Source organism: Actinomadura litoris, assembly GCF_009733595.1.
Lineage (GTDB): Bacteria > Actinomycetota > Actinomycetes > Streptosporangiales > Streptosporangiaceae > Spirillospora > Spirillospora litoris.
This window is the reverse complement of the sequence record NZ_WOFH01000004.1, coordinates 174,998-199,048: the sequence shown is the minus strand read 5'-3', so window position 1 is coordinate 199,048 and position 24,051 is coordinate 174,998. Positions and strand designations below refer to the sequence as shown.

The window sequence follows — 24,051 nt, the reverse complement described above, 5'->3', positions numbered from 1 at the left end:
GACTATCTCAAGTACCCAAACATTCAGGGCCAAGACTGGCACACAGCGCAAAGCGGAAGCGGTCGAGCGCGCGGCAGAATTACCTTGATGCCGAGATATCCGACGCCGTCCGCTCGCTCGCGCGCCGCGCTGGCAGGCGGGCACCCCGGCCCGGCGGCGCGGTGCCCCGTCCTGCGACCGCAGGCCGCTGACGCGCACGAGATGTGAGGTGGTTGTCATGATCATCGGAGTTCTCAAGGAGGATCCGCCCGGCGAACAGCGGGTGGCGGTGACCCCGGACACCGTTACCGAACTACAGAAACTCGGGTACGAGGTGGTCGTCGAGCCCGGTGCCGGAGCCGGGGCGGGCTTCCCCGACGACCGCTATGAGGCCGCCGGCGCGGCCGTGGGGTCCGCGACCGCCGCGGACATCGTGCTGGGCGTCAACCCGCCCTCCCCCGAGCGGCTGGACGCGCTGCGACCGGGCACCACGCTGATCGCCCTGCTGAACCCCCGGCTCGATCCGGAGTTCGTCGAGGAACTCGCCAAGCGCCCCATCACGGCGCTCTCCCTGGACGCCGTCCCACGGATCTCCCGCGCGCAGTCCTTCGACGTCCTGTCCTCGATGGCCAACATCGCGGGCTACCGGGCGGTCATCGAGGCCGCGCACGAGTTCGGGCGGTTCTTCACCGGCCAGGTGACCGCGGCGGGCAAGGTGCCGCCGGCGAAGGTGCTGGTCGCGGGGGCCGGCGTCGCGGGGCTCGCGGCGATCGGCGCGGCGGGCAGCCTGGGCGCGATCGTCCGCGCCACCGACCCGCGGCCGGAGGTCGCCGACCAGGTGCGCTCGCTCGGCGGCGACTACCTCGCCGTCGCCGACGCCCGGCCGGACGACGCCCCCGACACCGGCTACGCCAAGGAGATGTCGGACGACTACAACGTCCGCGCCGCCGCGCTCTACGCCGACCAGTGCCGCGACGTCGACATCATCGTCACCACCGCGCTCATCCCCGGCAGGCCCGCGCCGAAGCTGATCACCGCCGAGATGGTGGCGACGATGCGTCCGGGCTCGGTGATCGTGGACATGGCCGCCGCCAACGGCGGAAACGTCGAGGGCACGGTCCCCGGCGAGCGGGTGGTCACCGCGAACGGCGTGGTCATCCTCGGCTACACCGACCTGGCCGGACGGCTGCCCGCGCAGGCGTCGCAGCTTTACGGCACCAACCTGCTCAACCTGATGAAGCTGATGACCCCGCAGCGGGACGGCGCGCTCGTCCTGGACTTCGACGACGTCGTGCAACGCTCGATGACCGTCGTCCGCGAGGGCGAACTCACCTGGCCGCCTCCCCCGGTGGCGGTGTCGGCGGCGCCGGTCGCGGCCCCACCGGTGGAGCACGAGGCCGAGGCGGAGGCCCCGTCCCGCGCGGCGAACCCGGCGCTGCGCCGGCTCGCCGCCGCGGCCGCGGCCGCCGGGCTGTTCGGCCTGGTCGCGCTCTCGCCCGCGGCGCTGCAGGTGCACCTGACCGTGTTCGCGCTGGCCATCGTGATCGGCTACTACGTCATCGGGAACGTGCACCACGCGCTGCACACCCCGCTGATGTCGGTGACCAACGCGATCTCCGGGATCATCGTGGTCGGAGCGCTGGTGCAGATCAGCGCCGGAAACGCGGCGATCACCGTGCTCTCCCTCGCGGCGATCCTGCTCGCGAGCATCAACGTCTTCGGCGGATTCGCGGTCACCCGCCGCATGCTCGCCATGTTCGTCAGGAGCTAGCCGATGACGATCGCGACCTCCGCGACCGCGGCGTACATCGTCGCGGCGCTGTTCTTCATCCGCGCGCTGGCCGGGCTGTCCCGGCACGAGTCCGCGCGCCTGGGCAACACCTACGGCATGCTCGGCATGGCCGTGGCGCTCGCCGCCACCATCGCGCTCACCATCGACGACGGCATCGACGCGCCCGCGTTCGGGCTGCTGGTCGCGGCGATCGCGGTCGGCGCGCTGATCGGCCTGAACCGGGCCCGCGCGGTGGAGATGACCGCGATGCCCGAGCTCATCGCGCTGCTGCACAGCTTCGTCGGGCTGGCCGCCGTCCTGGTCGGCTGGAGCGGCTACCTGCACGTCGAACGCCACCCCGACGGGACGGAGGCGGCCTCGCTCGCCCGCGAGGACATGCTCGGCATCCACAGCGCCGAGGTCTTCATCGGCGTGTTCATCGGCGCCGTCACCCTGACCGGCTCGGTCGTGGCGTTCGGGAAGCTGTCGGGCAGGCTGAAGTCCGCGCCGCTGATGCTGCCGGGCAAGAACCTGCTCAACGTCGCCGCGCTCGCCGCCTTCGTCGCGCTCACCGTCGTCTTCGTCGTCGAACCCCAGGCGTGGGCGCTCGTCGCGGTCACGGCGGTGGCGCTGCTGCTCGGCTGGCACCTGGTCGCCTCCATCGGCGGCGGCGACATGCCGGTGGTGGTCTCCATGCTCAACAGCTACTCGGGATGGGCGGCCGCCGCGTCGGGGTTCCTGCTCGGCAACGACCTTCTGATCATCGTCGGCGCGCTCGTGGGCTCCTCCGGCGCCTACCTGTCGGCCATCATGTGCAAGGCGATGAACCGCTCGTTCATCTCGGTCATCGCCGGCGGCTTCGGGCTCGAAGCGCCCGCGGCGTCCGGCGCCGACCAGGGCCGGCACCGGGAGATCACCGCCGAGGAGACCGCCGAGGCGCTCGCCGGGGCCTCCTCGGTGATCATCACCCCCGGCTACGGCATGGCCGTCGCCCAGGCGCAGGCCCCGGTCGCCGCGCTGACCGAGCGGCTGCGGGAGCGCGGCGTCCAGGTCAGGTTCGGCATCCACCCGGTCGCCGGCCGCCTGCCCGGACACATGAACGTGCTGCTCGCCGAGGCCAAGGTGCCCTACGACCTGGTGCTGGAGATGGACGAGATCAACGACGACTTCGGCGCCGCCGACGTGGTCCTGGTGATCGGCGCCAACGACATCGTCAACCCCGCCGCCGAAGAGGACCCCACGAGCCCCATCGCCGGAATGCCCGTCCTGGAGGTCTGGAACGCCGCCCAGGTCGTCGTGTTCAAGCGCTCCATGGCCACGGGGTACGCCGGCGTCCAGAACCCGCTGTTCTTCCGCGACAACACGCAGATGCTCTTCGGGGACGCCAAGGAAAGGGTCAACGACATTCTCCAGGCCCTCCAGCACGCCACTCCCCTGGCGACCGCCTCGCGATCCTGATCAGCTCGGCGCGGTGGTCAGCACCAGCTCCGCCCCTCGGGCAGATTCCGCAGCCCGGGGGCGGAGAGGTGCAGAACCTCGTAGTGCTCGGTCGCCTCCTCGTCCGGTGCGGAGGAGTCCGCCCACACCACGAACCGCACCAGTTGCCAATGCCGGGGATCGACGGCCAGCGCGGCGGTGTGGATACCGTCATGGCCGGAGAGCCGCCGCAGTTGTCCGGCCTCCCACTCGATCAGTTCGGAGAGGCCCAGCCCGGTGCCGTCCAGGTCGGGGTCGGAGGGTATCGAGGTGAGGCGGCGCGAGGCCGCCCGGGGAAGTGCCGCACGGGCGGGACCGGCATGGCAGGCGATGCCCGTCCAGTGCCGGACGACGGGGCGGCCGAAGTCGCGGACGATGTTCTGGAACCCTCCCCCGCCGACGAGGAATCGCGCCATCGCGCCGGTGTCGTTCCACAAATAGAAGGGGGCGTACTGGTTGACCGGTGAGCCGTCGATACCGCGTTCCCGGATGGCGTACGCCTTCAGCCCCAGCCCGGCCCGATGGTCGAGGACGTGCCCGCCCTCGGCGACCCGCTTGCGGATGATCTGCATGTCGTAGTCGGCGGGCAGGGTGAGCTCGTACTGCTTCGCATACACGGACGCTGCTGCCTTTCCTCGTGGGCTATCAGCGGACAGGTCGGGCGGCGCGGTACGGAAGACACGCGTGAATGGACGGGCCCTCTCTACTCAGTGGGGCGGACATGCGCGGTCAGAAGGCCCAGCACCCCGGTGATCGCCTGGTCGAACGGCCGCACGGAACCGGCGGCACGGGCCAGGACGTAGGCGCCCTGCAAGGTCGCGACGATCGTCGCGGCGGTCGCGCGCGGGTCCAGCGCGGCATCCAGTTCGCCGCGCTCGCGCCCCTCCTCCAGCACCCGGGCAAGGCGTTCTCGCAGCCAGGCGAGCGTTTCGTCGACCGGGGCCCGCAACGCGGGGTCGGCCATGACGTCGGGGTCCTGGGTGAGGCGGCCTATCGGGCAGCCCTTGAGAGCGTCCCGCTCCCGGTGGAGGTACGCGGCGACGCGGTCCATGGCGGTCCCCGGCGCGGAGAGCAGCTCCTCGGCCTTGGCGCACATCTCCTCGGCGGTCCGCCGGATCGCGGCGAGCGCCAGATCCGGCTTGCCGGTGAAGTGGTGGTACATGCTGCCCTGCCCGGCCCCGGCCCGCTGCTGGATCGCCTTGGGGCTGGTGCCGACGTAGCCGCGCTCCCAGAGCAGCTCGCGAGTGCTCTCGATCAGGCGGTCCGCAGTGCTCATGCGAGCAGTGTACATACTCGTAGGTACAGGATTGCGGATCGTCGGCGACAGGCTTCCTGGAAATTTCTTTAGAGAAATCCGGGAGGCGGTGTCGGATCGGGGTGGTGGTGTTCGTAGCAGGGGTGAGGCCGCCCACGGGGGGCGGCGCAGAGGTGAAGGATCCGCGATCATGAAGCTGACGACCATGACCCAGGTCACCGTCGACGGGGTGGTGCAGGGCAACGGCGGCGCGTCGGAGGAGGACCGCAGGAACGGGTTCGTGCGCGGCGGCTGGGCCCTGGGGAGGGGTGACGCGGAGACCGACGCCCTTATCAACCGGACCTACCAGCGCGCGGACGCGTTCCTGTTCGGCCGCCGGACCTACGAGCTGTTCGCCGGTTCGTGGGGTTCCTGGACGGCCCGGGACGTCCCCGGTTGGGAGCCCGTCTGGCGGGCGCTGAACACCGCCCCCAAGTACGTGGCGTCGACCACGCTCACCGACCCGGAGTGGGCGGAGACCACCGTCCTGTCCGGGGACGTCGCGGCGGCCGTCCGGGAGTTGAAGGCCCGGCCGGGGGGCGAGGTGCAGGTGCACGGCAGCGGCACCCTGGTCCGGTCGCTGCTGGAGCACGACCTGGTGGACGAGATGACCCTGATCGTGGTCCCGGTGATCCTCGGCCAGGGCACGCGGCTGTTCCCTGAGACCGGCCCGGATCTCGCGCTCGACCTGGTCGAGTCGCGCGTCGACTCCAGGGGCGTGACGACCCAGCTCTACCGGCCGGCCGGACGCCCGACCTACCCGCCGGCCGAGGCGGCAAGCCGGTAGACAAGGGGCATGACGCCACAGGAGGTGATCTTGAGATGCGGTACCTGATGTCCGTGGTCCACGACCGGCCCACGCTCGCCACCCCGGCCGAGCAAGCCGCGATCGACGTGTTCAACGACCGGCTCCACACCGGGGGCCACTGGGTCTTCGCCGGCGGCCTCGCCGCCCCCGAGACGGCCACCGTCGTCGACAACCGGGACGGGGAGGCGCTCGTCACCGACGGACCGTTCCTGGAGTCCAAGGAGTACCTCGCCGGCTTCTGGATCATCGAGGCGCCCGACCTGGACGTGGCGCTCAGGCTCGCCGCCGACGGGTCGAGGGCCTGCAACCGGAAGGTCGAGGTGCGGCCGTTCCTGTGAGGAACCCGGCGATCGACGTCCAGGCGGCGCTCACCCGGGCGCACCACGAGGAGTGGGCCCGGGTGGTCGCCGGTCTGACCAGGCGTTTCGGTGACCTCGACATCGCCGAGGAGGCAGCCGCCGAGGCGTTCGCGACCGCCGTCCGGCGATGGCCGGCCGAGGGCGTCCCGCCCAACCCCGGCGCCTGGCTGACCACCACCGCCGCCCGCAAGGCCATCGACCGGATCCGGCGCGAGAACAAGCGCGACGACAAGCACAGGGAGGCTCAGATGGTCTACGACGGCCCGCCCGAGACCGTCGGCGCCATCGACGACGACCGGCTCCGGCTGATCTTCACCTGCTGCCATCCCGCGCTGGCCATGCAGGCCCGCGTGGCGTTGACGCTGCGCATGGTCGGCGGTCTGACCGTGCCCGAGATCGCCCGCGCCTTCCTGGTGCGGGAGACCGCCATGGAACAGCGGATCACCCGCGCGAAGGCCAAGATCAAGGCGGCCCGCGTCCCGTATCGGGTGCCGTCGGCGGAGGACCTCCCGGCGCGCGTGTCCGGGGTGCTCGCCGTCCTGTTCCTGGTGTTCAACGAGGGCTACCTGGCGACCGGCCCCGGCACCGACCCGCTACGTCCCGGCCTGACCGCCGAGGCGATCCGGCTCGCCCGGCTGATCCGCGCCCTCATGCCGGACGACGGCGAGGCGGCCGGACTGCTGGCACTGATGCTGCTCACCGAGGCCCGCGGCACCGCCCGGGTCTCGGCCGACGGGGAACTGGTCCCGCTGGCCGAGCAGGACCGCGGTGCCTGGGATGCCTCGCTGATCGCCGAGGGGCACCGCCTGGTACGCGGGCGCCTAGCCGCCGCCGCGGCGGGGACGGCTCCGGGCCGCTACCAGATCCTGGCGGCGATCAACGCCGTGCACACCTCCGCCCGCGACGTCCGCGACACGGACTGGACGCAGGTCCTCGCCCTCTACGACCAGCTCGTCCGCCTCGACTCCTCACCGATCATCGCCCTCAACCGGGCCGTCGCGGTCGCCGAACTGGACGGCCCGCAGGTGGCGCTGGCGGCCGTGGACCGTCTTGGGGACACGCTGTCCGGCTACCACGCCTACCACGCCACCCGCGCCGACCTGCTGCGCCGGCTGGGCCGGAGCCGGCAGGCGCGGGCGGCGTACGACAAGGCCATCGACCTGGCGGGCAACACCGCCGAGACCGCCTACCTGACCCGCCGCCGCGACCAACCGCACTGACCGCGACGCGTGCGGGCGTCGGCGAGGACGGGGTTCTGAGTCGACCGGTGAGAGGCGCTCCCCCGCGATCCCAGATCAGGCCGTTCGGCTGTGAACGGAGAGCACGGCGCCGAGTGCGGTGGCGCCGTCGAGGAGGGCCCTCGACCGAGCGGTGATGCCGGCGTCCCTGGCGGCCAGCGCGGTGGCGACGTCCCGCGAACGGCGGGTGCGCCGCAGCTCCGGCATGATCGCTCGAAGGGGCGGGATGCGGTATCCGGCCTTGCGCAGCTGGTGGACGATCCGCGCGTCCCGCACCTGGGCCGGTGTGTATCGCCGCGTTCCGCGCACGGGGTCGCGGTCCGGAACGACGAGTTCCTCCGCGTGCCAGTGCCGCAACGTCGAAGGGCGCACGCCGAGGGCGGCGGCGAGTTCGGAGACGCTCATCGAGTCCGACGCGTGCACGTCCTCGATCGGTTCGCTGGAGATCGCCTCGGCGGCCTCCTCGGCCTGCCTCAGTTCCACGCGTTCCACATCGAGCCGTGCGTGCGCCGCGTCGAGAAGGGCGAGTGCCTGTGAGAGGGGGCGCTCGTGGAAGGCCCGGACGATCTTCTTCGCCTCACTCGGTCCCGCCCCCGCCGCGAGGGCTCGGTAGGCCAGTGCTGAGTGCAGGTGCACCTCTCCGTAGATCCGGTAGCCCGTGGCCGTCCGCGTCGCGGGTGGGAGCACACCGTCGCGCTCAAGGTTGCGAACCTGCTGGACGGAGTACCCGGCGCGCCGTGCGACATCAGCGGTCCGCATACCGCCCGATTTGAGACTTGGCATACCGGCACCCCCTTGCCTCCGCGTCAAAGTCTCCACATGCACTTCAATGCAACGCTAGAGAACATGACCATCGAGGAGATCATCGGCTTCGTGGACGGGCTGGACGGCGTCCTGACCCTCAGGCCCGCGCCCGGCGACGGGACGCCGGAGATCAGCTGGGGCGACACGTTCTTCTACTACGCGCCTGACGGGACCACCCCGGTGACGACTCAACCGTTCGCGACCGTGGTGACCAAGAACTACCCCGACGACGAGGCATCGCGTCTGGACCGGCCGGAGACCTTCCGCGTGAACATCGCCGCCGGGAAGGAGGCGTTCGTCCAGTGGACCGGTCGCGCACCACGCGAGGCGGCCTCCGCCGGGTCCGACCCGAGCGCCACCGACACCGTGATCGCGCACCCTGTCTACGGCACCGCCGGCTGGCTGGCAGTGGTGAACCCGGGCGGGCGCACTGAAGCCCCGACCCGTGAACTGCTGCGTACCGCGTACCAGCTCGCACGCTCACGCCATGAGCGACGTGCTGGATGAGGGATCCACGGTCTTCCCTCTACTCCGAAGGGTTCGGCCCCGTAGTGGCCAGTGCCGGTGGACAACTGGAGCCGTCCACCGGCTGATGGCTTCGCACGAACGTGTGGGCAGTGGTCGTCAGCCTTGCAGAAACGTGCGTACTTGCCGGGCGACCGGTTCGGGTGCCATCCAGAACGCGGAATGGTCCTGGTCGGGCAGGGTCAGCACGGTGACGTCCGGCAGGATCTTGGCCAATGCGTGGGCGCCCTCGCGGATGAACGCCTCGCCGTTGCCGCCGACGGCCACCGCGACCGGGGCGTCGATCGACCAGCGGTCGGCGGGCAGCGGTCTGCCGTCTTGGAGGCCGCGCAGGATCTGGCCCTCGTAGGCATAGGTGTGGGCGTACTCGGCCATCGCGTCCCAGGACGGGTCCTGCTTCATCGCCGGGATGAACTCGGCCGGGACACCGACCATCTCGGTCATGAAGTACTCGACGGCCTCGCCACGCCGGCCCGCCGCGACCAACGCCTGCTGGTGTTCGACGTAGTCGGCGGGCGCCGGAGTCCGGGATTCATCGACGATGAACGGCGGCTCATACAGATAGAGCCCGGTCACCTTGCCGCCCAGCGCGTCGGCGGCGTCGAGGGCGAGCCCGCAGGCACCGGATCCGCTGGCCAGGGCCGCCGAGCCGCCGGCGACATCGATCAGCGCGGCGATGTCGTCGATCTCGCGCGCCGGGTCGTAGGGCTGCGGGTCGCCGCTGGCGCCGCGACCGCGGCGGTCGAAGCTGATCACGGTGAAATGTTCGGACAGCGCCGCGGCCAGGCCGGCGACACCGGTGTGGTCCTCGGCGACGTTGCTGATCACGATGATCGCGGGACCCGAACCGGTCTTCTCATAGGCGATCGTCGTTCCGTCGGCGGAGGCGACGGTGGGAAGGCCGGACATATCGAGTTACTCCTTGGTTGTTCGTGCGTCGGCGTGATCGCCGTCGATGTCGTCCAGCAGGTCGGCGAGTCGTCCGAGAGCCTCGGCGTATCCCTCGGCCATCTGGAGCTCAACGGCCCGCCGCAGCGCGTGACCGTCGGGAAAGCTCGCCGCGACCTCGACGGCGCAGCCGGTCCCGGTCGAGGCGAAGGCCACCGCGGTCGGAAAGGTGCCCGTGTCGTCGGGCCGCCACCCCTGGTCGGCGAAAGCGGCGTCGTAGCGCAGCTCGGCACGCGCGTCGACCACCTGGTAGCTGGCGATGCTGCGGACCGGGTCGGCCGATCGGTCCTCCGGCGCGATCTGGAACCGCCAGCGTCCGCCCGGCCGCACGTCCATCTCATAGACGGTCGTGGCCCAGCCCTGCGGACCCCACCAGCGGCTGATCGCCTCGGCGTCCGTCCAGGCCCACCAGACACGGTCGACGCCGGCGGTGTAGGTGCGCCTGATGCGCACGGTGTTGCTCGCCTCGTCGATCACGATGCCCTCGGCCATCCTCAAGCTCCTTCCTGGCCCGTCTCGTCGGGTGCCCGGTCGCCGTCTTCGAGGAAGGAGCCGAGACGGTCCATCCGTTCCGACCACAGGACGGCGAATCCCTGCACCCAGTCGCCCAACTCGCGCATCGACCCGGTGTTCAGCCGGTAGATCCGCTGCTGCGCCCGTCTGGTCACCTCGACCACACCCGCCTCGGCGAGCAGCCGCAGATGCCGGGACACCTGCGGCTGGCCCAGGCCCAGCGCGTCGACGATTCCGCCCACCGGCAGCGGGCCGTCCTTGAGCAACTCGACGATCCGGAACCGATTCGGCTCCGAGATCACCGTCAACCGCTGTTGCACACTGTTGACCACCCCTCGAACATACATCAGCGTGTATATACACACAAGTGCATATTCGAGTTGACTCAGAGCTGCGGGCGTCTGAAGATCGAGTCGCCGGGACGGATGGACCGGACCGTGCGCGAGTCCTGCCTACAGGGTTGCCGGCAGATGCGGTGCGGTCGCCGTGAGAACCGTCCATGGCCAAGGACGGAGCAACACGCGGGCAGAGCGGAAGGCCGAGAAGGCGATCGGTTTCAACGCTCCCCGGTCGGCGCCGGACGCCGCAGACCCATGCGGCGCGGTTCGGCGCCGACGGGTCAGCCCTCTCCCCCGGACGCCGGGCCGGTTCGGCCGCCGTAGGTGGCGATCTTGTATTCGGTCGCCGCCAGCGACAGGGTCAGCTCCTTGAGCTGCCGGCGGATCGTGTCGCGATGTTCGAGTAGGAGGTCAAGTCGCTCGGGGACGGTGTCGTCGCCCTCGTCGGCCAGCCGCATGTAGTGCTGAAGGTCGCGCATGGCCATCCCGGACAGGCGCATGCGGGTCAGGAACACCAGTCTCCGTACCGCCGCCGCGTCGTAGCTGCGGTGGCCGCTGGCGTCGCGGGCCACCTCGACCAGCCCGATCCGCTCGTAGTAGCGCAGCGTGTGCGGCGACATGTCGAGCAGGTCGGCGACCTCCGTGATGGTCATGGGTTCGTTGGCGGCGCCGACGTCGACGAGGCGGTGGATCACCTCGACCGACATCGGGCCGTCGACCTCGTCGAGGGCGGCGAGCGCCCTCGACATCAGATCGTCCGTGGCCATGACACCACTCTAGATCGGCCGGGCGGACGCGGAGGCTCCGGGGAAGTCGGCGGCACGCGCGGTAGGAGCCCAGCGTTCGAGCTCCTCCAGGTTCCGCCGGTAGGACCTTCCGATGCGCTCGACCGCCTCCCGCCCGAGCGGAAGGCGCAGCGGCAGCTCGTCACCGCCGACCAGGTCCACGATGATCTCCGCGGCCCGCACTGGATCGCCTTCCTGGATCCCGTCGGCGCTCGCCATGTCGTTGCGGACGGCTTCCAGCAGCCCGTTGTACGCGGCGCTGGCGTCGGCGACCCCGAGCACGTCGGGCGCGTTGAACGAGGTGCGGAACCGGCTCGGCTCGACGATCATCACCCGGACCCCGAACGGCGCGACCTCGCCGGCCAGCGCCTCCGACCAGCCTTCGAGCGCGAACTTGCCTGCCGAGTACGCGCCGACGCCGGGGAAGGAGGTGCGCCCGCCCTGGCTGCTCATCTGCACGATCGTGCCCGACCCCTGCTCGCGAAAGTACGGCAGGACGGCCCGCACGAGCGCCGCAGGACCCAGCAGGTGCAGTTCCAAAGACGCGCGAAGCTCCTCTGCGCCGACCTCCTCGGCAGCGCCGACGACGCCGCGACCGGCGTTGTTCACCAGCACGTCCACCCGGCCGAACCGGTCGACCGCAGACCGCACGACGTCCCCGGCGCGCCCGGTGTCACGCACGTCGAGCTCGGCGACCAGCACCTGGTCGCGGTGGGCGTCCGCGAGGTCGGCCACCGACAGGGGCCGCCGCACGGCCAGCACCACGTTGTCGCCCCGCCCGACCGCGCACTCGGCGATGGCGCGGCCGAAGCCCGCCGACGCACCGGTGATGATCCATGTCCGCTGAGTTCCAGATTGAGCTGTCATGCCGACGACGCTAGGAGTTCGAGCGCGCTCAAACGCAAGCGGATCGTCCGGCACCGCACGTCGTCCCTCGTCCCCGCACCCAGGACCGAATACGCCCCCCACGGACCAACGTCGCCCCAGGTTCGCTGAGGATCCTCCAGTCCCCCCGCGAACCCTGGAGTCTCCAGCCCCGCCCAGCCCGTGCTACCAGCCCTAAACGGGAGTACCTGGCAGCCGGAGACACGATCGGGAGCGGGCCCGGAGTCCACCATCAGCGGCAGCCGATGAGCGTCGCGCTGGTGTTGCGGCCGTGGGAGCTGCACGCGGGCGGCGCCGAGCACCGCGACCAGGCGGAGAAGGGCCGTGTCGAGCTCGGCGCTCCCGGTTTCCCTCTGGTGACGGACGCTCAGCGATGGCTGGGCACGCCGGTCAGTCGATGCCTTCGATGATGCGGAAGTCGCGCTCGAAGCCGTCGGGGAGGGCCACCAGCGCCTTCTGGTACGCCTCGCTCTCGTATGCCGCGACGGCCTGTTCGAAGCTGTCGAACTCGATCAGGACGACGCGATGCGTGGTTCCGGCCTCGTGGGCGACGATTCGACCGCCATTCGCCGGGAGGAGGGACAGAAGGCGCCCGCCCCCAGCCTGGACAGCCGCCCCGGCCAGTTCGTCGTAGGCGGCCAGCTCCTCCGGGTCGGAAATGGCGGGGTAGACACTGACCCAGTAGCCCTTAGCCATGGAAACCTCCTGCGTTCGGCCGACCATGTCCGACTTCGAATCGACACTCAGGCCGATCGGTCCCTGCGATGGGTGCTGCGCTCCGTTGAATCGTCATATGCGCAGGTTAGAGCTTGATAGACGGTCGAGGGAAAGACCGATACGCGATAGACTAAGAACGGATCGTTATCAATCGGCAGGGAGGTCACGTGGCGCCGGACACGGTGAGCCTGCGGTACTTCCTTGTCCTGGCGCAGGAGTTGAACTTCACCCGCGCGGCCGCACGGATCGGTATCGCACAGCCCGCACTCAGCGCCCGGATGCGCCGGTTGGAGGCGGAACTCGGTACGGCCCTACTGGTCCGCAACACGCGTAGCGTCGCATTGACCACGGCCGGTACGGCTTTGGCGGAGTCCGCACCGCCCGCGCTGGCGGCGCTGGACCGGGCCTGGGACACCGCCCGGAGCGCGGCGGCCGGTGAACTGGGCACGCTGCGCATCGGATACAGCCTCAGCGCCGGGGCAGAGACGGCACCGGCCCTGGTGGACAGGCTGATGCGCGGCAACAGCGGACTTGAGGTCGGCGCCGTCCCGATGGCGACACCGGAGATCTCCCCCGCGGTCGCCGACGGCCGCATCGATGCCGGGATCACCCGAGGTGAACAGCCGGGCCGTGGGGTGCGCCGATTCCTGCTGCGGCGTCAGCGCATCGGGGTCCAGCTGTCGCAACACCATCCGTTGGCCGAACACCCCGAGATCGAGATCGCCGACGCGGCCGCCTATCCACTGCGACTCCCGGACCGTATGGCCAACCCCGTGGTCCACGATCAGCTGTCCGCACTGTTCCAGGACACCCGACCACGCCCGCGATTCCACACGGCCGCTGTCTCCTTCGACATGTCTCAGCGCGACCTGCGCGATGGGGTCACGCTCGCCCCGGCCGGGGAATCCGCGGCCACGGCATCACCGGCCGGTCTCACCTGGCGACCGCTGCGGGGCGCGCCCAGCTTGACGTTCCACCTGGTCCTCCCGCGCGAGCAGTCGCCCCTTCACCGCCGCATCCGCGCCGCCGCCAAGAGCCTGGCGCACGAGCTGCACTGGCTGCCGGACTGACGCGTAAACGGACGTCTGCAAGACCCTCGCGGAAATGCCCTGGGGGCTCCCTCGGAGGTGCACAGGTCCGGCCCAAGCGCGAGACGGACCTCGTAGCCGTCGAGCACGCCCACGCCGCCTCGGCGTAGTTTCAGGAGAAAGGGCCTGGTCAAAGCCCTACGTCGTCCAGGGCGTTGTTGGCCCATGCCGAGCCGCGCCGCCAGTAGCGGAACACCATCGCCAGGCTGTTCCAGCGGCCGTGCTCCTGGATGGTGGAGGGGGCCGCGCCGGACTCTGCGGCGGCGGTGGCCGCTCCGGCGCGCAGCCCATGGAAGGTGTACCTGGCGGCGTCGTCCAGGTCGGCGCGCCGGGCAGCGTCGCGCACGATCGTGTTGAGCGTCTCGTCGCTGATCCGGCCGGCGCCGCGACCGGCATAGCCGGACGTACCGGCCAGGTGGTCGCGCCTGTCGATGCCGCGTAGCAGCGGGCCGCTGGTGATGCCGTGCGCGTCCAATGTGGCCACCCAGCTGCGGAGCAGGGCGACCGGGTCGGTCTGCGGACGGCGTCCTGGTTTGAGGATCACCTCTCGGCCGATCGCGTCCTGGTCGGACTTGGATCGCCGCACGCCGACGATCAGGCCGCGCCCGGTGAACGTCAGATCCTCGATGTCCAGCGCGGCGACTTCCGAGCGGCGGCCCATCATGGCGAAGCCGAGGACGAGGACGACCTGGTCGCGCTCGGCACGCAGCGGGCTGATCCGGTGCGCCTCCGCGGCCGAGCCGATCGCGTCGATCATGGCGCGGAGCCCGCCGAGGTCGATCTCCGGGGCGCGGCGGGCCCGGTAGCGGCGCGCCGGATCGGGATCGCTGGCGCGCTCCCTGCGGTAGGCGCGCAGCGCCATGCGGGCCAGCCGGGCGTCGCAGTCGTGTCCGGCGAGCTTGTGCGCCGACTGCACGCAGCTGAGCATCGCGTCGATGGTCGAGGGGGCGGGCGGGCGGCCGTACTGGGTGGTGGTGCCGGTCAGGTGATGCATGTACTCCGCAAGCGTCTCCCGGGTGGCGGGTAGCGCGGTCCGGCCTGTCAGCTCGCACCAGCGAGTGAAGGTGGCCCAGTGTCGCGTGTAGGCCCTGCTGGTGTTGTCGGCCAGCCCGGCCATGACGCGTGCGGCTGCGGCGGGCGACAGACCATGGTCCGGATCTACCGGTTGCTCGATCGGAGGGATGGCCGCGGACGTCCCGACAGCGGTCTGCATGGCGAGAGGCTCGCGGTTGTCGCCGAGAGTGGACATGGCTGGTGGTCTCCGTGATGAACGCAGATGGTGGTTAGGAGATCCGGTGGCGACCCGGCGCAGGTCGCGGCACGCCGCCGTCCCGTGACACTGCTCGCATGATCAACCCTCCTGAGGCGACGGCGCAGGTTCCACGAGCCTAGCCGATGATCTTGAATCCGGTTGGGGTTAAGTCTGTATTAACCCAAACCAGATGCTGAAGACGAAACAGGTTTCGCGAAACCTTGAAACCTGATCGTGGTTTCGCGAAACCTCCCTTAGAGTAGTGATCATGCGCTCCGAACCTGATCAGGCCTCGGTCAACGTCCCGTCCGGTGTCCAGCTCACGGACGAGGTGGTCACCGCGCCTGGCGGCGCACCGGATCCGGATGCTCCGTACGGGCGGTGCAAGCAGTGCCAGGAACCGCTCCCCGCGCCCGCGGGTACCGGCCGACGCCGCGAGTACCACCGCAGCGGGGAGGGACCCGGCGGGCAGGACTGCAAGGAGGCCGCGCGGCGGGCCCGTGACTCGGCCGTCGGAGCCGCCCTCGCCCAGCCGCTCCAGACACTCATCGCATGGACCGACCGGGAGGAGGCGGCCCGCCGCGCCCACGCGCGGCTGCTGCGCGAGACCGCCGACCGCGACGAGAAGCACGCCGAAGCCCTCACCGAACTCAAAGAGACTCTGGCCGCGCGCAACAGCGAGCTTGAAAACGAGATCGCTCAGGCCCGTGACGCCGTGACCGAGGCCGACAATGCCCGCAGGTCCGCCGAACGCCGCGAGCAGACCGCCCGCGACCAGGCCGACGCAGCCCGCGACGCCGTCCGGCAGGCCGACGAGCGCGCCGCCGAGGCCGCCGAGCGGACCCGCCTGGCAGAACGCGCCGCGGCCGCCGAGCAGGTCGCCCGGGCCAAGGCCGAGCAGGAGACCGCCGAGGCCATCAAGAGCGGGAACCAGGCCCGCGCCGCACTGGAGGAGACCAGGCGCCGCCTCGCCGAGACCGAGGCGCACCTGCGGCGGGTCCAAGGCGAGTTGGAGCGCGTACGGGACGAGCGCGATGATCGAGCCGCCCGGCTGGAGGCATCGACCGCCGACCTGGCAGCCACCCGTCAGGCCCTCACCGAGAAGGACGCGGTGATCGGCGACCTCACCACGCGGTTGGAACACGCCGAGCAGCAGACCGACGCCGTCCGCCGGCAGGGCGTCCAGGACCTGCGAACCGCCCGCGAAGCGGCCGAGCGTGAGGTCGACCAGGCCCGCTCCCGGCAGTTGGATGCCGAAGAAACGGCCGAACGCATGCGTGGGGAGCGCGATCAGGCCCGCACCGACCTGGCCGTCGCCCAGGCCGGACACCGCGCCCAACTCCAGGCATTGGAACGCGAACGCGCCGCAGCCCGCGCCGAGGCCGACGCGCAACGCGAACGCGCCGTTACCGCCGAACAGCAGGCCGCCTCACGACACCCTTCGGACCGGCCTGGGGTTTGAAACCTGAGCGGCGACCAGGAAAGAGGCTTGAGGAACATCTCCGCGAACTCGTGCGCGTCTGGAGGATTGACCTATGTGATTGACACCTCCAGCCCTCGTGGGCCGCTGTTGTCGATCTCGGAGGGTGCTGGGGCGGGGCGGTCGGTGGGACGCCGTCGCGCGCCGAGTTGGAGCGGCTGGTCCTCATGGCGGACGCGGACCGGGAACTAAGCCGGGAGAGGCCGTGCGGTTCTTGGGCCGGTTCACGCCCGACCTGCGGCAGGTCCGGCGGAGCAGTTGGTGAACGCTGATCCGTCGTGCTGACGGCACGGCCCGCACGCATACCGGGGAGATCCGGCAGGACGAGAGATGGGGGGCTCCGCCGAGGTCACCGGGGATCTGCGGGAGTGCATGGACGCGCAGGCGTGGACGCTGGCCTGGCTGGTGGGCTCGGTGCGAGGGGCGGCCGGCCAGCGGCTGTGGGACTCGTTGTGCAGGCTGCTGAGCAGCGGGCAATGCGGGACCCGCTGCTGATGGCCGGAGCTTGCTGTTGCTCTGGAGAGGACCGCTGACGGAACGGGTGCCGCGGTGGGCATGGCCTGGCTGCCGCAAGGAGTGGTGGCGCGCGGATTCCCCCAGGGAGGTCAGCCCAAGCACACGGCGTGGCGGTCGGTGCGGGCCGGTCAGCCCGCAACGACCTCGCGAGGCGACGTTCACCTGGCCCGGCGCCCGACGAGCGCGCCGGGTCGTTCAGGACCTGCGGCCGTGGAAGGTGCGGCGCAGGTCGCTCACCCAGGCGTCGGGGTTCTCCCAGGGGATGAAGTGGCCGCCGTGGTCGTGAGCATTGACGTTGACGTGGTTGCACCAATCGGCTTGCGGGCTGGACTTGAACGCGCGGACGCGCTCGTCGGCGGTGTCGATGCCGGGCGGGTTCTCGTAGGTGACGAAGGTGAGGCCGACCGGGGCCTGTACGACCGGGGTGCGGTCGTGGGCGGGGGTCCAGGGGTAGCGGTTGGCATTGGCGTAGTAGCGGATCGACGTGGCGATGGAGTTGTTCGCCCAGTAGATCGTGGCGTGGGTGAGCATGTTGTCCTTGGTGAAGACGGACTCAAGGTCGCCGCCGTTGTCGCTCCAGGCGTTCCAGCGCTCCAGCAGCCAGGCGAGTAGCCCGGCGGGTGAGTCGCTGAGCCCGTGGGCCAGGGTGGCGCCGTCGAGCATGTGCACGGCGAGGTGGGACGCCGAGCGGCGGTCCCGCTCGATGATGCGGGCGCGGACCTCGGCGGGCTGGTCGTCGGTGAGGGGCCGGCCCTGGGCGAGGTCCCAGGCGCGGGGACCGGTGAAGAAGTCGAGCGGCAGCCCGGAGGCGATGTGGATGCCGTACAGCTCGTCGGCGTACTTGTGGCCGAGCTGGCTGGAGACGAGCCCGCCGATGTCGCAGCCCCCGGCGGCGTACTTCTCGTATCCCAGGGTCTCGGTCATCAGGGTGTGCCAGAGGTCGGCGATCTTCCAGAAGTTGACGTCGGGAAATCCGGTGAGCGGGCCGGGGAAACCGAAGCCGGGCAGGGACGGCACGATGACGTCGAACGCGTCGGCGGGGTCGCCGCCGAACGCGGCCGGGTCGGCGAGCGGGTCGACCACCTTCGACCAGTGCCAGAACGTCCACGGCCAGCCGTGGGTGAGGATCAACGGGATCGGGCGAGGGCCGCGGCCGGGCTTGCGCATGAAGTGCACCGGGACCCCGGCGACGCTCACCTGGTAGTGCTCGTAGGCGTTGATGGCGGCCTCGGCCTTGCGCCAGTCGTAGCCGTCCTGCCAGTAGGCGACCAGCTCACGGAGATAGCCGTCCGGGACGCCGTAGAACCAGTCTTCATTCCCTTCATCCAGCGGCGGACGGGTCAGCCTGAGACGGGCACGCAGGTCATCGAGGACCTCGTCGGACACGTGGATCGGAGTGGGCTCCAGGGGAAAGGACTGCAGGGTGGTCATGGCGTGGTTCCTTACCGGGTGGGTGAAGCGGTGCCGTCGGCCCGTTGGATGGTTGGGCGGCGAGCCGGGCCATTTCCAGGGTGGTCAGCGAAAGTGTTTGGTAACGGGGGCTAAACAGTACGCTGCGCGGGTGGGAGAACTGATCGGCTACGCCCGATGCTCGACCGAGTTCCACGACCTCACCGCCCAGACAGAGATCCTGGCCGGTTTCGGCGTCCACGAAGACCGGCTCGCCCGCTCGGTCCTCGACATCGGCGACACCCTGGCCGTCCGCGAAGTCCGGCTGTCGCTGGGCGGCAGCATCTACGACCCCGCCGACCCCATGAGCACGATGTTCTTCAACATGCGCGCCGTCTTCGCCGAGTTCGAGGCCGACCTTTTGAAGATGCGCACCCGCGGCAAGCTCAAAGGCCGCGCCCCCAAGCTCACCGCCCGGCAGCAGGCCGAGCTGGTGCGCATGCACGGCACCGGCGACCACACCATCGCCGAGCTGATGGAGGTGTTCTCTATTGGGCGGGCGACGGTGTATCGGGCGCTGGAGCGGATTCGTGATGCGGCCAGATGAGTTTCGGCAATTTCGCCCGCAAGGTGCGCGACCCCGCCTTGCCGTATGGACGGCGCGTATCGGCGCTTCGCTCCTGTGTACAGCTCTACCGGCCGATCGGTTTCCAGGCGACGCTGAGTTTCCTGCAGGCCAAAGCCGGGCCGTTCCGCACAGATGAGGCCGCCCTGCTACGAGCCCTGGCCGTCCTGGAGGTCAGCCGTTCCGCCTGGCATGCCGAGCAACGGACCTACGCGGCCGCCCGCCGGCAGGCCAAGCGGACTGGCCAGCGGAGCCCCCACCCCAGCGAGCCCAACCCGTACACCCCCACACACTGGTACGGAGCACGCCAGGAGGCGGCGCTGCACGCCGTGCGCTTCTGGCACCGGCAACGACTCGCGGCCCTGATCGCCGATGACGACAAGCCCTCGCAGGAGGTGTGTGAATTCGCGCAGGTGTGCCTTGATACGGGCGGCCGCCTGGCATCCGCTCAGCAGCGGCTGCTGATCCACTGCATCGATCAGCTCACGGCCCGTCTACAGCCCGCCCTGTGGCGCGACGACCAAGCAGAGTACTTCCGCACCCGCGACCTGTTGACGGTGGCCCGGCTCCTTGAGGCGGCTAGTACAACCAACCCGGTCAGTACATCCGGAGGCCAGTGACATGACCGAGTCCGTCAGCCAGAGGGAATTAGCCTTCCTGCGAACCCTGCGCCGTGGTCAGGTGATCACCGGCACGGTCACCGAGATCGCCGGCTTCGGCGTGACCTTCGTCGACATCGGCGGCTTCACCGCGATGATCAATATCCCCGAGCTCTCCTGGCGGCCCATCAGCCACCCCTCCGACGTCGTCAGCGTCGACCAGCAGATCACCGCCGAGGTCCTCGACGTCGACATCGAGCGCCGACGGGTGCCGCTCTCTCTCAAAGCGCTCCAGGACGACCCGCTGGTCGAGCTCCAGCAGCGGATCGGCCGGACCGTCACCGGCCCCGTCACTAAGGCCGTCCCCTTCGGCGTCTTCGTCCGCGTCGAAGACGACGAACACGGCTTCGAGGGACTCCTGCACAACTCCGAACCAGGCGAGCGGACCGCGGAGATCGGAGATGTCCTCACCGTGAAGATCGCTCAGGTGGACGTCACGCGGCGCAGGATCGGACTCACCCTTGCGCGCTGAGCACCGAGTACTGGCCAGTGTGCACAGGAGTACGGACATCCGTGCAGGCCACTACGGAACTGACCCGTCCGCGCACCTTGGAAAGGGCGTGACCGGACGCCATCCGTTCCGAAAGTCGTTCCACAAGTGCGTTCCGAAAGGACCCGTACGGAACTGGCTTACGGTGCGATTCGGGGATGGGAACCGGGAATCAGCATCCTCAGGGCGGGCTCGAACTCGGCTACGCCCGGGTCTCCACCACCAAGCAGTCCCTCGACCGCCGACTGGCCGTCCTGGCCGCCGCCGGGATCGGCGACGAGCGGATCCACGCCGACAAGAAGACCGGCCCCGCCGTCGACCGCGACGGCCTGAACCGGCTCCTGGCCTACGCCCGGTCCGGCGACACGATCGTCGTGCACACCCTGGACCGGATCGGCCGCAACCTGCGCGAGGTCCTCAACCTGGCCGAGAAGGGCATCGGCATACGGTCACTCGCCGACCCGCTGCCCATCAGCACCCCCACGAGGGCATGGGCCGCATCGTTTTCTTGCTGCTCGCCCTGTTCGCCGAGATGGAGAGCACCTTCACCGCCGAGTGCGCCAGCCACGCCCGCGCCGTCACCGAAGCCTCCGGCCGCCAGATCGTCCGCCCCCGAAGACAAGATCGAATACGCCCGGCTCCTCAAATCCCAAGGCGACTCCCTCGGCGTGATCGCCGCCAAGACCGGCATCCCCAAGACCTCGTTGCACCGCTACCTCGACCGAACCAGCCAGAGAGTGGGGATGGGCGGCAGGCAGGGTGATCACATCGGCCTTCCGCCCCCCGGGATGGATCGTCCATCCCGGGGGGCGCACGCCAGTCTGAGACCGCTTCAGTCGACTGGGGTGTCCAGCCATCGGCCATCCCGCATGACCGTGCGCCCAACGAATTCGTGAAAGCCGTTCCAGACTTGGATGCGCCCGGGGTGCAGGCGTAGGTAGAGGAAAATGCCCTCCGGGTGGGTGCGGGGATCTGTGGAGACTTTGGCGTAGTGCTCGGCGATGCCGGCGTCGATGTCAGGGACGTCGATCAGCGACGCGCTGGTGTCGATCATGATGACGTCGGCGGTGTCGCCGAGAGCGACCCGCGCTTGTGGGTGGGCTTTGATGTTGGCGACAGTGCGGCTCTTGGCGAAGGTCGCGGTAAACAGGGCCGAGCCGTCCCAGGCATAGGCCACGGGGATCAGATGCGCACCATGGCCGTCGCTGCCGGTGGCCAGCCACATCTGGAAGCCGGTTTCGAGCCGGTTTCGAGCATGGGCCCGCCGCTCGGCCAGGCTGCGCGGGACCGGGATTGAGGTGAGTTCTTCGTCAGTGTGCACGACGATCCTCCTTCACGTGGGCGAAAGTTCTCCGCCTGTTGGCGGCTGTACGTTCTAGATCAACGGCGCTGCGCGCTTCGACACGTCGCCGGACCATTCGTCAGCGGGAGCCTGCGAGCGGCTCGTCGCTTGGCGTGTGGGGCTGTTGGGCAGGCTGCCTCCCGGGTCCGACAAGGGATGCTTGCTATGCGGCCGGCCTGGTGGGCCGCCCGTGTTCTGCAGGGCGGGGACTATGCCGCCGGGGGTGGGTCTTCCTGGGTGCGGGGGAAGAAGGGAAGTTCGATGTGGACGCGGTCGGCGGCGGCGAGGATCCTTGAGGCGTCATCTACCGGCGGGTGGATCGCCTGGTTGATCCGCTGCTTGATGTCCTTGCCGTCGGCGCCGACGGCCATGACTCTGCGGTCCCAGCCGCGGGTGAAGATCCCTCCGGCGCCGCCCAGGTCCAGGCAGGTGACGTAGGGACCGGGGGTGAAGTCGCGCGGCGGGATGCCGAGCAGGTCGGCCCCGGCGTTGTAGCCGGCGACCTTGCCGAGCGGGGTGGCGTGCTGGCAGGCCTGCATGACGGTGTGCTCGGCGTCGAAGGCCGCCGCGGCGGTGTCGCCGGCGACGAAGACCTCCGGAAGCGCGCGCAGGTGACGGTCGACCGGCACCCGGCCGAGGTGGTCGAGTTCGCCGGAGATCTGCCGGGTGAGCTCGCTGGCCCGCATACCCACCGACCAGACCACCGCGTCCGCCAGAACCTTGGTGCCGTCGGACAGGACGGCGTATCCGTCGCCTACCTCCTCCAGCGTCGTTCCAAGGCGCCGCTCGACCCCCAGTTCGTCCAAGGCCGCTTCGATGGCCGTGCGCGGGCCCGGGCCGAGTTGCTCTCCGATCGCCTGCGCCCGATCCACCAGCAGCACCCGGCCGCGGGCCGCGAGTTCGGTCGCGGCCTCCAGGCCGGTGAACCCGGCACCGACCACTACGACCGAGTGGTTCTCCCGGCCACGCAGATGGTCGGCGAGCCGACGGGCCGCCTCCAGGGTGTCGATGTCGAAGAGCCGTTCATTGCCGGGAAGGTCCCGCGGCCGGACCAGCGCGCTGCCCGCCGCCAGGACCAGGCGGTCGTAGACGATCTCCTCACCACCTGCCACCACCACTCGACGGTCGGTGTCGATCGTGTTCACCCAGGCCCGCCGGTGCTCGACGCCGATCGGGTCGAGGATCTTACTCAGCGCGACCTTGGCCAGCTCCGGCTCCGGCTCGTACAGCCGCGGCCGCAGCACCAGATGCTCGTTCGGCGTGATGAGCGTGATGTGCAGGTCCGCGCCGGCGCTCGTGTCCCCCGGCGTGGTGCGGGTACGTGCCAGCGCGGCTCCCGCCGCGCTCCACACGCCCGCGAAACCGCCTCCGATGATCACAACGCGTGCCATCGAGTCGTCCTCTCTCAGCCTCGCCCCACCGGGGATCGGTGGGGGTGCCAGGGAGACAAGACAGCGGGCTCAGATGTGACCGACGCGCTCCAGCTTCTCGGGATTGACCAGTCTCCGCAGCTCGGTGATCCGCCCGTCGGTGATCTCCACGGTGTCGAGCCAGATCAGCTTCCCGCCGCAGTAGGTCGCCAGGGCCGGTCGCCCGTTCACCTCGATGATCTCGAACGCGTCCGGGCGTCGGATCTCGATCTGCCTGATCGCCAGCAGGGCGATCGGTTCAGCACCCCGAACCGGCCGGCGCGCGGCGGTCGCCCTGCCGCCTCCGTCGGCGACATAGACCGCCTCGGGGTTCAGCAGTTCGACGAGCCGGGCCATATCACCGGCGTCGGCGGCCGCCTTGAACGCCTTGAGCACCCGCTCGGTCTCGGCCCGGCTCGCCCGCGGACGCTCCCGCACCGCGGCGACCCGCGCCCGCGCGCGGGAGGCGAGCTTGCGGCCGGCAGCGGGCGTGACGGCCAGCACCTCAGCGATGTGCGTGAACGGAAAATCGAAGACGTCATGCAGAACCAGTGCCACACGCTCGGCCGGGGTGAGCCGCTCCATGACCACCAGCATCGCGGTGCCCACCGACTCATCCAGCAGCACCCGGGCGGCGGCGTCAGGACCGGTCAGCAGCGGTTCGGGCAGCCAGGGACCGACGTAGGACTCGCGCCGCACACGCGCCGATTGCAGGACGTTGTACGACGTGCGGGCGGCCACGGTCACCAGCCAGGCCCGCAGATCACGCACCTGCACCAGATCCGCGGCCGTGGCGCGCAGCCAGACCTCCTGCGTCACGTCCTCCGCCTCGGCCACGCTGCCAAGGATCCGGTAGGCCGCCCCGAAGACCGCCGGGCGATACAGCTCCCAGTCGGCCTCCGCCCACGTGCCCGACAACCCCACCCTCGGCCCCCTGTCTCCCCACAGTTCAGTGGTCGACGCCCAATGCTAGATAAGAGCGATCTACCGCCCCGAGCCGACCCGATAACGCACACCGGCCGCTATCACCGATAGCGATCTTGCAATGATGTTCCGTAAGAGGATCCTCCAACGGAACGCGCCCGAACCGATTTGAGTCCTAGGTCGACCGCGGCTTCTCTGGCACCACCCGCCGCCAAAGGCAACGACCTCGACTAGGCCCTCGCCGCTGTCTGGGGCGAATATGCCCGGTTCCTGAAAGCCCAAGGCGGTTCGCTCGGCGTGATCGCCGCCAGGACCGGCATCCCTGGTTCTGGGCTCGATCGCAGGGTGCGGGGGCTCGCCGTAGTGACCAGCTGGCGTCTGCGCCCGACTCCCCAGACGACCAGGCAGAAGACCGCGTGAGGTCTACCTCACCAGTG

Annotated in this window: 27 protein-coding genes; 13 read left to right on the top strand and 14 right to left on the bottom strand. The window is 70.1% G+C overall.

Going from position 1 to position 24,051, the window contains the following annotated elements; all coding sequences use genetic code 11:
• Positions 1 to 217 precede the first annotated feature (217 nt).
• Together GNZ18_RS12235 and pntB are read left to right on the top strand one after the other, a co-directional pair.
• Positions 218 to 1,750, top strand: coding sequence for a Re/Si-specific NAD(P)(+) transhydrogenase subunit alpha (locus GNZ18_RS12235; protein ID WP_156216427.1), 1,533 nt, complete (start codon positions 218 to 220; stop codon positions 1,748 to 1,750).
• A gap of 3 nt (positions 1,751 to 1,753) precedes the next feature.
• A complete protein-coding gene (gene pntB / locus GNZ18_RS12230; protein ID WP_156216426.1) occupies positions 1,754 to 3,208 on the top strand; it encodes a Re/Si-specific NAD(P)(+) transhydrogenase subunit beta in 1,455 nt (484 codons plus the stop codon).
• A 17-nt stretch (positions 3,209 to 3,225) separates the two neighbouring features.
• Here pntB and GNZ18_RS12225 read toward each other — a convergent pair whose 3' ends face one another.
• Together GNZ18_RS12225 and GNZ18_RS12220 are read right to left on the bottom strand one after the other, a co-directional pair.
• Positions 3,226 to 3,843: a DUF4865 family protein gene (locus tag GNZ18_RS12225; RefSeq protein WP_312874451.1), complete on the bottom strand. Its 618-nt coding sequence runs from the start codon at positions 3,841 to 3,843 to the stop codon at positions 3,226 to 3,228.
• An 86-nt stretch (positions 3,844 to 3,929) separates the two neighbouring features.
• A complete protein-coding gene (locus GNZ18_RS12220) occupies positions 3,930 to 4,502 on the bottom strand; it encodes a TetR/AcrR family transcriptional regulator (protein WP_156216425.1) in 573 nt (190 codons plus the stop codon).
• 169 nt (positions 4,503 to 4,671) lie between these two features.
• Here GNZ18_RS12220 and GNZ18_RS12215 point away from each other — a divergent pair, with 169 nt between their 5' ends.
• From GNZ18_RS12215 to GNZ18_RS12205, 3 genes are read left to right on the top strand one after another with little or no spacing between them, the layout of a single operon-like run.
• Positions 4,672 to 5,307: a dihydrofolate reductase family protein gene (locus GNZ18_RS12215; RefSeq protein ID WP_156216424.1), complete on the top strand. Its 636-nt coding sequence runs from the start codon at positions 4,672 to 4,674 to the stop codon at positions 5,305 to 5,307.
• Between the two features lie 35 nt (positions 5,308 to 5,342).
• Positions 5,343 to 5,666 (top strand): YciI family protein, encoded by a 324-nt coding sequence (locus GNZ18_RS12210; protein ID WP_156216423.1) that lies wholly within the window; start codon positions 5,343 to 5,345, stop codon positions 5,664 to 5,666.
• Positions 5,663 to 6,907 carry an RNA polymerase sigma factor gene (locus GNZ18_RS12205; RefSeq protein WP_312874450.1) on the top strand — a complete coding sequence of 415 codons (1,245 nt, stop codon included), beginning with the start codon at positions 5,663 to 5,665 and terminating at the stop codon, positions 6,905 to 6,907. Before GNZ18_RS12210 ends, GNZ18_RS12205 begins: the two co-directional genes overlap by 4 nt.
• Before the next feature lie 75 nt (positions 6,908 to 6,982).
• Here GNZ18_RS12205 and GNZ18_RS12200 read toward each other — a convergent pair whose 3' ends face one another.
• Positions 6,983 to 7,684 (bottom strand): MerR family transcriptional regulator, encoded by a 702-nt coding sequence (locus GNZ18_RS12200; protein ID WP_214619464.1) that lies wholly within the window; start codon positions 7,682 to 7,684, stop codon positions 6,983 to 6,985.
• 87 nt (positions 7,685 to 7,771) lie between these two features.
• On the opposite strand from GNZ18_RS12200, the gene GNZ18_RS12195 reads away from it, so the two are divergent.
• A complete protein-coding gene (locus GNZ18_RS12195; protein WP_156216420.1) occupies positions 7,772 to 8,236 on the top strand; it encodes a DUF6194 family protein in 465 nt (154 codons plus the stop codon).
• A 117-nt stretch (positions 8,237 to 8,353) separates the two neighbouring features.
• Here the strand turns inward: GNZ18_RS12195 and GNZ18_RS12190 are convergent, their stop codons facing one another.
• The 6 genes from GNZ18_RS12190 to GNZ18_RS12165 all read right to left on the bottom strand — a co-directional run bounded on the left by GNZ18_RS12190 (position 8,354) and on the right by GNZ18_RS12165 (position 12,419).
• On the bottom strand, positions 8,354 to 9,163 hold the full coding sequence (locus GNZ18_RS12190; RefSeq protein ID WP_156216419.1) for an alpha/beta fold hydrolase: 810 nt from the start codon (positions 9,161 to 9,163) through the stop codon (positions 8,354 to 8,356).
• Positions 9,164 to 9,169: 6 nt separating this feature from the next.
• Entirely contained in the window at positions 9,170 to 9,694 is a 525-nt protein-coding gene (locus tag GNZ18_RS12185) for an SRPBCC family protein (RefSeq protein WP_156216418.1), read from the bottom strand.
• A gap of 2 nt (positions 9,695 to 9,696) precedes the next feature.
• Positions 9,697 to 10,047, bottom strand: a complete 351-nt coding sequence (locus tag GNZ18_RS12180) for an ArsR/SmtB family transcription factor (RefSeq protein ID WP_216651256.1) — start codon at positions 10,045 to 10,047, stop codon at positions 9,697 to 9,699.
• 287 nt (positions 10,048 to 10,334) lie between these two features.
• Positions 10,335 to 10,820 (bottom strand): MerR family transcriptional regulator, encoded by a 486-nt coding sequence (locus tag GNZ18_RS12175; RefSeq protein ID WP_156216416.1) that lies wholly within the window; start codon positions 10,818 to 10,820, stop codon positions 10,335 to 10,337.
• 9 nt (positions 10,821 to 10,829) lie between these two features.
• The gene (locus GNZ18_RS12170) at positions 10,830 to 11,705 is read right to left on the bottom strand and encodes an SDR family NAD(P)-dependent oxidoreductase (protein WP_156216415.1); all 876 of its coding nucleotides are present in this window, start codon (positions 11,703 to 11,705) and stop codon (positions 10,830 to 10,832) included.
• A 408-nt stretch (positions 11,706 to 12,113) separates the two neighbouring features.
• Positions 12,114 to 12,419 (bottom strand): DUF1330 domain-containing protein, encoded by a 306-nt coding sequence (locus tag GNZ18_RS12165; protein ID WP_156216414.1) that lies wholly within the window; start codon positions 12,417 to 12,419, stop codon positions 12,114 to 12,116.
• 188 nt (positions 12,420 to 12,607) lie between these two features.
• Here GNZ18_RS12165 and GNZ18_RS12160 point away from each other — a divergent pair, with 188 nt between their 5' ends.
• Positions 12,608 to 13,510, top strand: coding sequence for a LysR family transcriptional regulator (locus GNZ18_RS12160; RefSeq protein ID WP_312874449.1), 903 nt, complete (start codon positions 12,608 to 12,610; stop codon positions 13,508 to 13,510).
• Positions 13,511 to 13,658: 148 nt separating this feature from the next.
• On the opposite strand, the gene GNZ18_RS12155 is transcribed toward GNZ18_RS12160, so the two are convergent.
• Positions 13,659 to 14,522, bottom strand: coding sequence for a tyrosine-type recombinase/integrase (locus tag GNZ18_RS12155; RefSeq protein WP_173390750.1), 864 nt, complete (start codon positions 14,520 to 14,522; stop codon positions 13,659 to 13,661).
• Between the two features lie 526 nt (positions 14,523 to 15,048).
• Between GNZ18_RS12155 and GNZ18_RS12150 the strand changes: the two genes are divergently transcribed.
• Complete coding sequence (locus tag GNZ18_RS12150) at positions 15,049 to 16,242, top strand: coiled-coil domain-containing protein (protein WP_156216412.1); 1,194 nt, start codon at positions 15,049 to 15,051, stop codon at positions 16,240 to 16,242.
• Positions 16,243 to 16,590: 348 nt separating this feature from the next.
• A complete protein-coding gene (locus GNZ18_RS12145; RefSeq protein WP_156216411.1) occupies positions 16,591 to 16,755 on the top strand; it encodes a hypothetical protein in 165 nt (54 codons plus the stop codon).
• A 216-nt stretch (positions 16,756 to 16,971) separates the two neighbouring features.
• Here the strand turns inward: GNZ18_RS12145 and GNZ18_RS12140 are convergent, their stop codons facing one another.
• Positions 16,972 to 18,207 (bottom strand): epoxide hydrolase family protein, encoded by a 1,236-nt coding sequence (locus GNZ18_RS12140; protein ID WP_156216410.1) that lies wholly within the window; start codon positions 18,205 to 18,207, stop codon positions 16,972 to 16,974.
• A gap of 130 nt (positions 18,208 to 18,337) precedes the next feature.
• Here GNZ18_RS12140 and GNZ18_RS12135 point away from each other — a divergent pair, with 130 nt between their 5' ends.
• The 4 genes from GNZ18_RS12135 to GNZ18_RS12120 all read left to right on the top strand — a co-directional run bounded on the left by GNZ18_RS12135 (position 18,338) and on the right by GNZ18_RS12120 (position 20,835).
• The gene (locus GNZ18_RS12135; RefSeq protein ID WP_312874448.1) at positions 18,338 to 18,772 is read left to right on the top strand and encodes a recombinase family protein; all 435 of its coding nucleotides are present in this window, start codon (positions 18,338 to 18,340) and stop codon (positions 18,770 to 18,772) included.
• Positions 18,769 to 19,410, top strand: coding sequence for a hypothetical protein (locus GNZ18_RS12130; RefSeq protein WP_156216409.1), 642 nt, complete (start codon positions 18,769 to 18,771; stop codon positions 19,408 to 19,410). Before GNZ18_RS12135 ends, GNZ18_RS12130 begins: the two co-directional genes overlap by 4 nt.
• Position 19,411: 1 nt before the next feature.
• Entirely contained in the window at positions 19,412 to 19,921 is a 510-nt protein-coding gene (locus tag GNZ18_RS12125; protein WP_156216408.1) for a S1 RNA-binding domain-containing protein, read from the top strand.
• A gap of 176 nt (positions 19,922 to 20,097) precedes the next feature.
• Complete coding sequence (locus GNZ18_RS12120; RefSeq protein ID WP_216651255.1) at positions 20,098 to 20,835, top strand: recombinase family protein; 738 nt, start codon at positions 20,098 to 20,100, stop codon at positions 20,833 to 20,835.
• Here GNZ18_RS12120 and GNZ18_RS12115 read toward each other — a convergent pair.
• From GNZ18_RS12115 to sigJ, 3 genes are all read right to left on the bottom strand, one after another.
• Complete coding sequence (locus GNZ18_RS12115; protein ID WP_216651254.1) at positions 20,772 to 21,260, bottom strand: pyridoxamine 5'-phosphate oxidase family protein; 489 nt, start codon at positions 21,258 to 21,260, stop codon at positions 20,772 to 20,774. The two genes, GNZ18_RS12120 and GNZ18_RS12115, sit on opposite strands and share 64 nt — an antisense overlap.
• Positions 21,261 to 21,490: 230 nt before the next feature.
• Positions 21,491 to 22,672 carry an NAD(P)/FAD-dependent oxidoreductase gene (locus GNZ18_RS12110; protein WP_156216407.1) on the bottom strand — a complete coding sequence of 394 codons (1,182 nt, stop codon included), beginning with the start codon at positions 22,670 to 22,672 and terminating at the stop codon, positions 21,491 to 21,493.
• Positions 22,673 to 22,741: 69 nt separating this feature from the next.
• On the bottom strand, positions 22,742 to 23,614 hold the full coding sequence (gene sigJ, locus GNZ18_RS12105; protein WP_312874447.1) for an RNA polymerase sigma factor SigJ: 873 nt from the start codon (positions 23,612 to 23,614) through the stop codon (positions 22,742 to 22,744).
• Positions 23,615 to 24,051: the final 437 nt, after the last annotated feature.

What these genes read in the sequence shown, in the direction of transcription:
- GNZ18_RS12175 (WP_156216416.1), bottom strand. Translation starts at nt 10,820, where the DNA reads ATGGCCACGGACGATCTGATGTCGAGGGCGCTCGCCGCCCTCGACGAG.
- GNZ18_RS12170 (WP_156216415.1), bottom strand. Translation starts at nt 11,705, where the DNA reads ATGACAGCTCAATCTGGAACTCAGCGGACATGGATCATCACCGGTGCG.
- GNZ18_RS12110 (WP_156216407.1), bottom strand. Translation starts at nt 22,672, where the DNA reads ATGGCACGCGTTGTGATCATCGGAGGCGGTTTCGCGGGCGTGTGGAGC.
- GNZ18_RS12220 (WP_156216425.1), bottom strand. Translation starts at nt 4,502, where the DNA reads ATGAGCACTGCGGACCGCCTGATCGAGAGCACTCGCGAGCTGCTCTGG.
- GNZ18_RS12185 (WP_156216418.1), bottom strand. Translation starts at nt 9,694, where the DNA reads ATGGCCGAGGGCATCGTGATCGACGAGGCGAGCAACACCGTGCGCATC.
- GNZ18_RS12120 (WP_216651255.1), top strand. Translation starts at nt 20,098, where the DNA reads ATGGGAACCGGGAATCAGCATCCTCAGGGCGGGCTCGAACTCGGCTAC.
- GNZ18_RS12140 (WP_156216410.1), bottom strand. Translation starts at nt 18,207, where the DNA reads ATGACCACCCTGCAGTCCTTTCCCCTGGAGCCCACTCCGATCCACGTG.
- pntB (WP_156216426.1), top strand. Translation starts at nt 1,754, where the DNA reads ATGACGATCGCGACCTCCGCGACCGCGGCGTACATCGTCGCGGCGCTG.
- GNZ18_RS12195 (WP_156216420.1), top strand. Translation starts at nt 7,772, where the DNA reads ATGACCATCGAGGAGATCATCGGCTTCGTGGACGGGCTGGACGGCGTC.
- GNZ18_RS12165 (WP_156216414.1), bottom strand. Translation starts at nt 12,419, where the DNA reads ATGGCTAAGGGCTACTGGGTCAGTGTCTACCCCGCCATTTCCGACCCG.
- GNZ18_RS12210 (WP_156216423.1), top strand. Translation starts at nt 5,343, where the DNA reads ATGCGGTACCTGATGTCCGTGGTCCACGACCGGCCCACGCTCGCCACC.
- GNZ18_RS12200 (WP_214619464.1), bottom strand. Translation starts at nt 7,684, where the DNA reads ATGCGGACCGCTGATGTCGCACGGCGCGCCGGGTACTCCGTCCAGCAG.
- GNZ18_RS12150 (WP_156216412.1), top strand. Translation starts at nt 15,049, where the DNA reads ATGCGCTCCGAACCTGATCAGGCCTCGGTCAACGTCCCGTCCGGTGTC.
- GNZ18_RS12235 (WP_156216427.1), top strand. Translation starts at nt 218, where the DNA reads ATGATCATCGGAGTTCTCAAGGAGGATCCGCCCGGCGAACAGCGGGTG.
- GNZ18_RS12145 (WP_156216411.1), top strand. Translation starts at nt 16,591, where the DNA reads ATGGGGGGCTCCGCCGAGGTCACCGGGGATCTGCGGGAGTGCATGGAC.
- GNZ18_RS12190 (WP_156216419.1), bottom strand. Translation starts at nt 9,163, where the DNA reads ATGTCCGGCCTTCCCACCGTCGCCTCCGCCGACGGAACGACGATCGCC.
- GNZ18_RS12130 (WP_156216409.1), top strand. Translation starts at nt 18,769, where the DNA reads ATGAGTTTCGGCAATTTCGCCCGCAAGGTGCGCGACCCCGCCTTGCCG.
- GNZ18_RS12215 (WP_156216424.1), top strand. Translation starts at nt 4,672, where the DNA reads ATGAAGCTGACGACCATGACCCAGGTCACCGTCGACGGGGTGGTGCAG.
- GNZ18_RS12155 (WP_173390750.1), bottom strand. Translation starts at nt 14,522, where the DNA reads ATGCATCACCTGACCGGCACCACCACCCAGTACGGCCGCCCGCCCGCC.
- GNZ18_RS12125 (WP_156216408.1), top strand. Translation starts at nt 19,412, where the DNA reads ATGACCGAGTCCGTCAGCCAGAGGGAATTAGCCTTCCTGCGAACCCTG.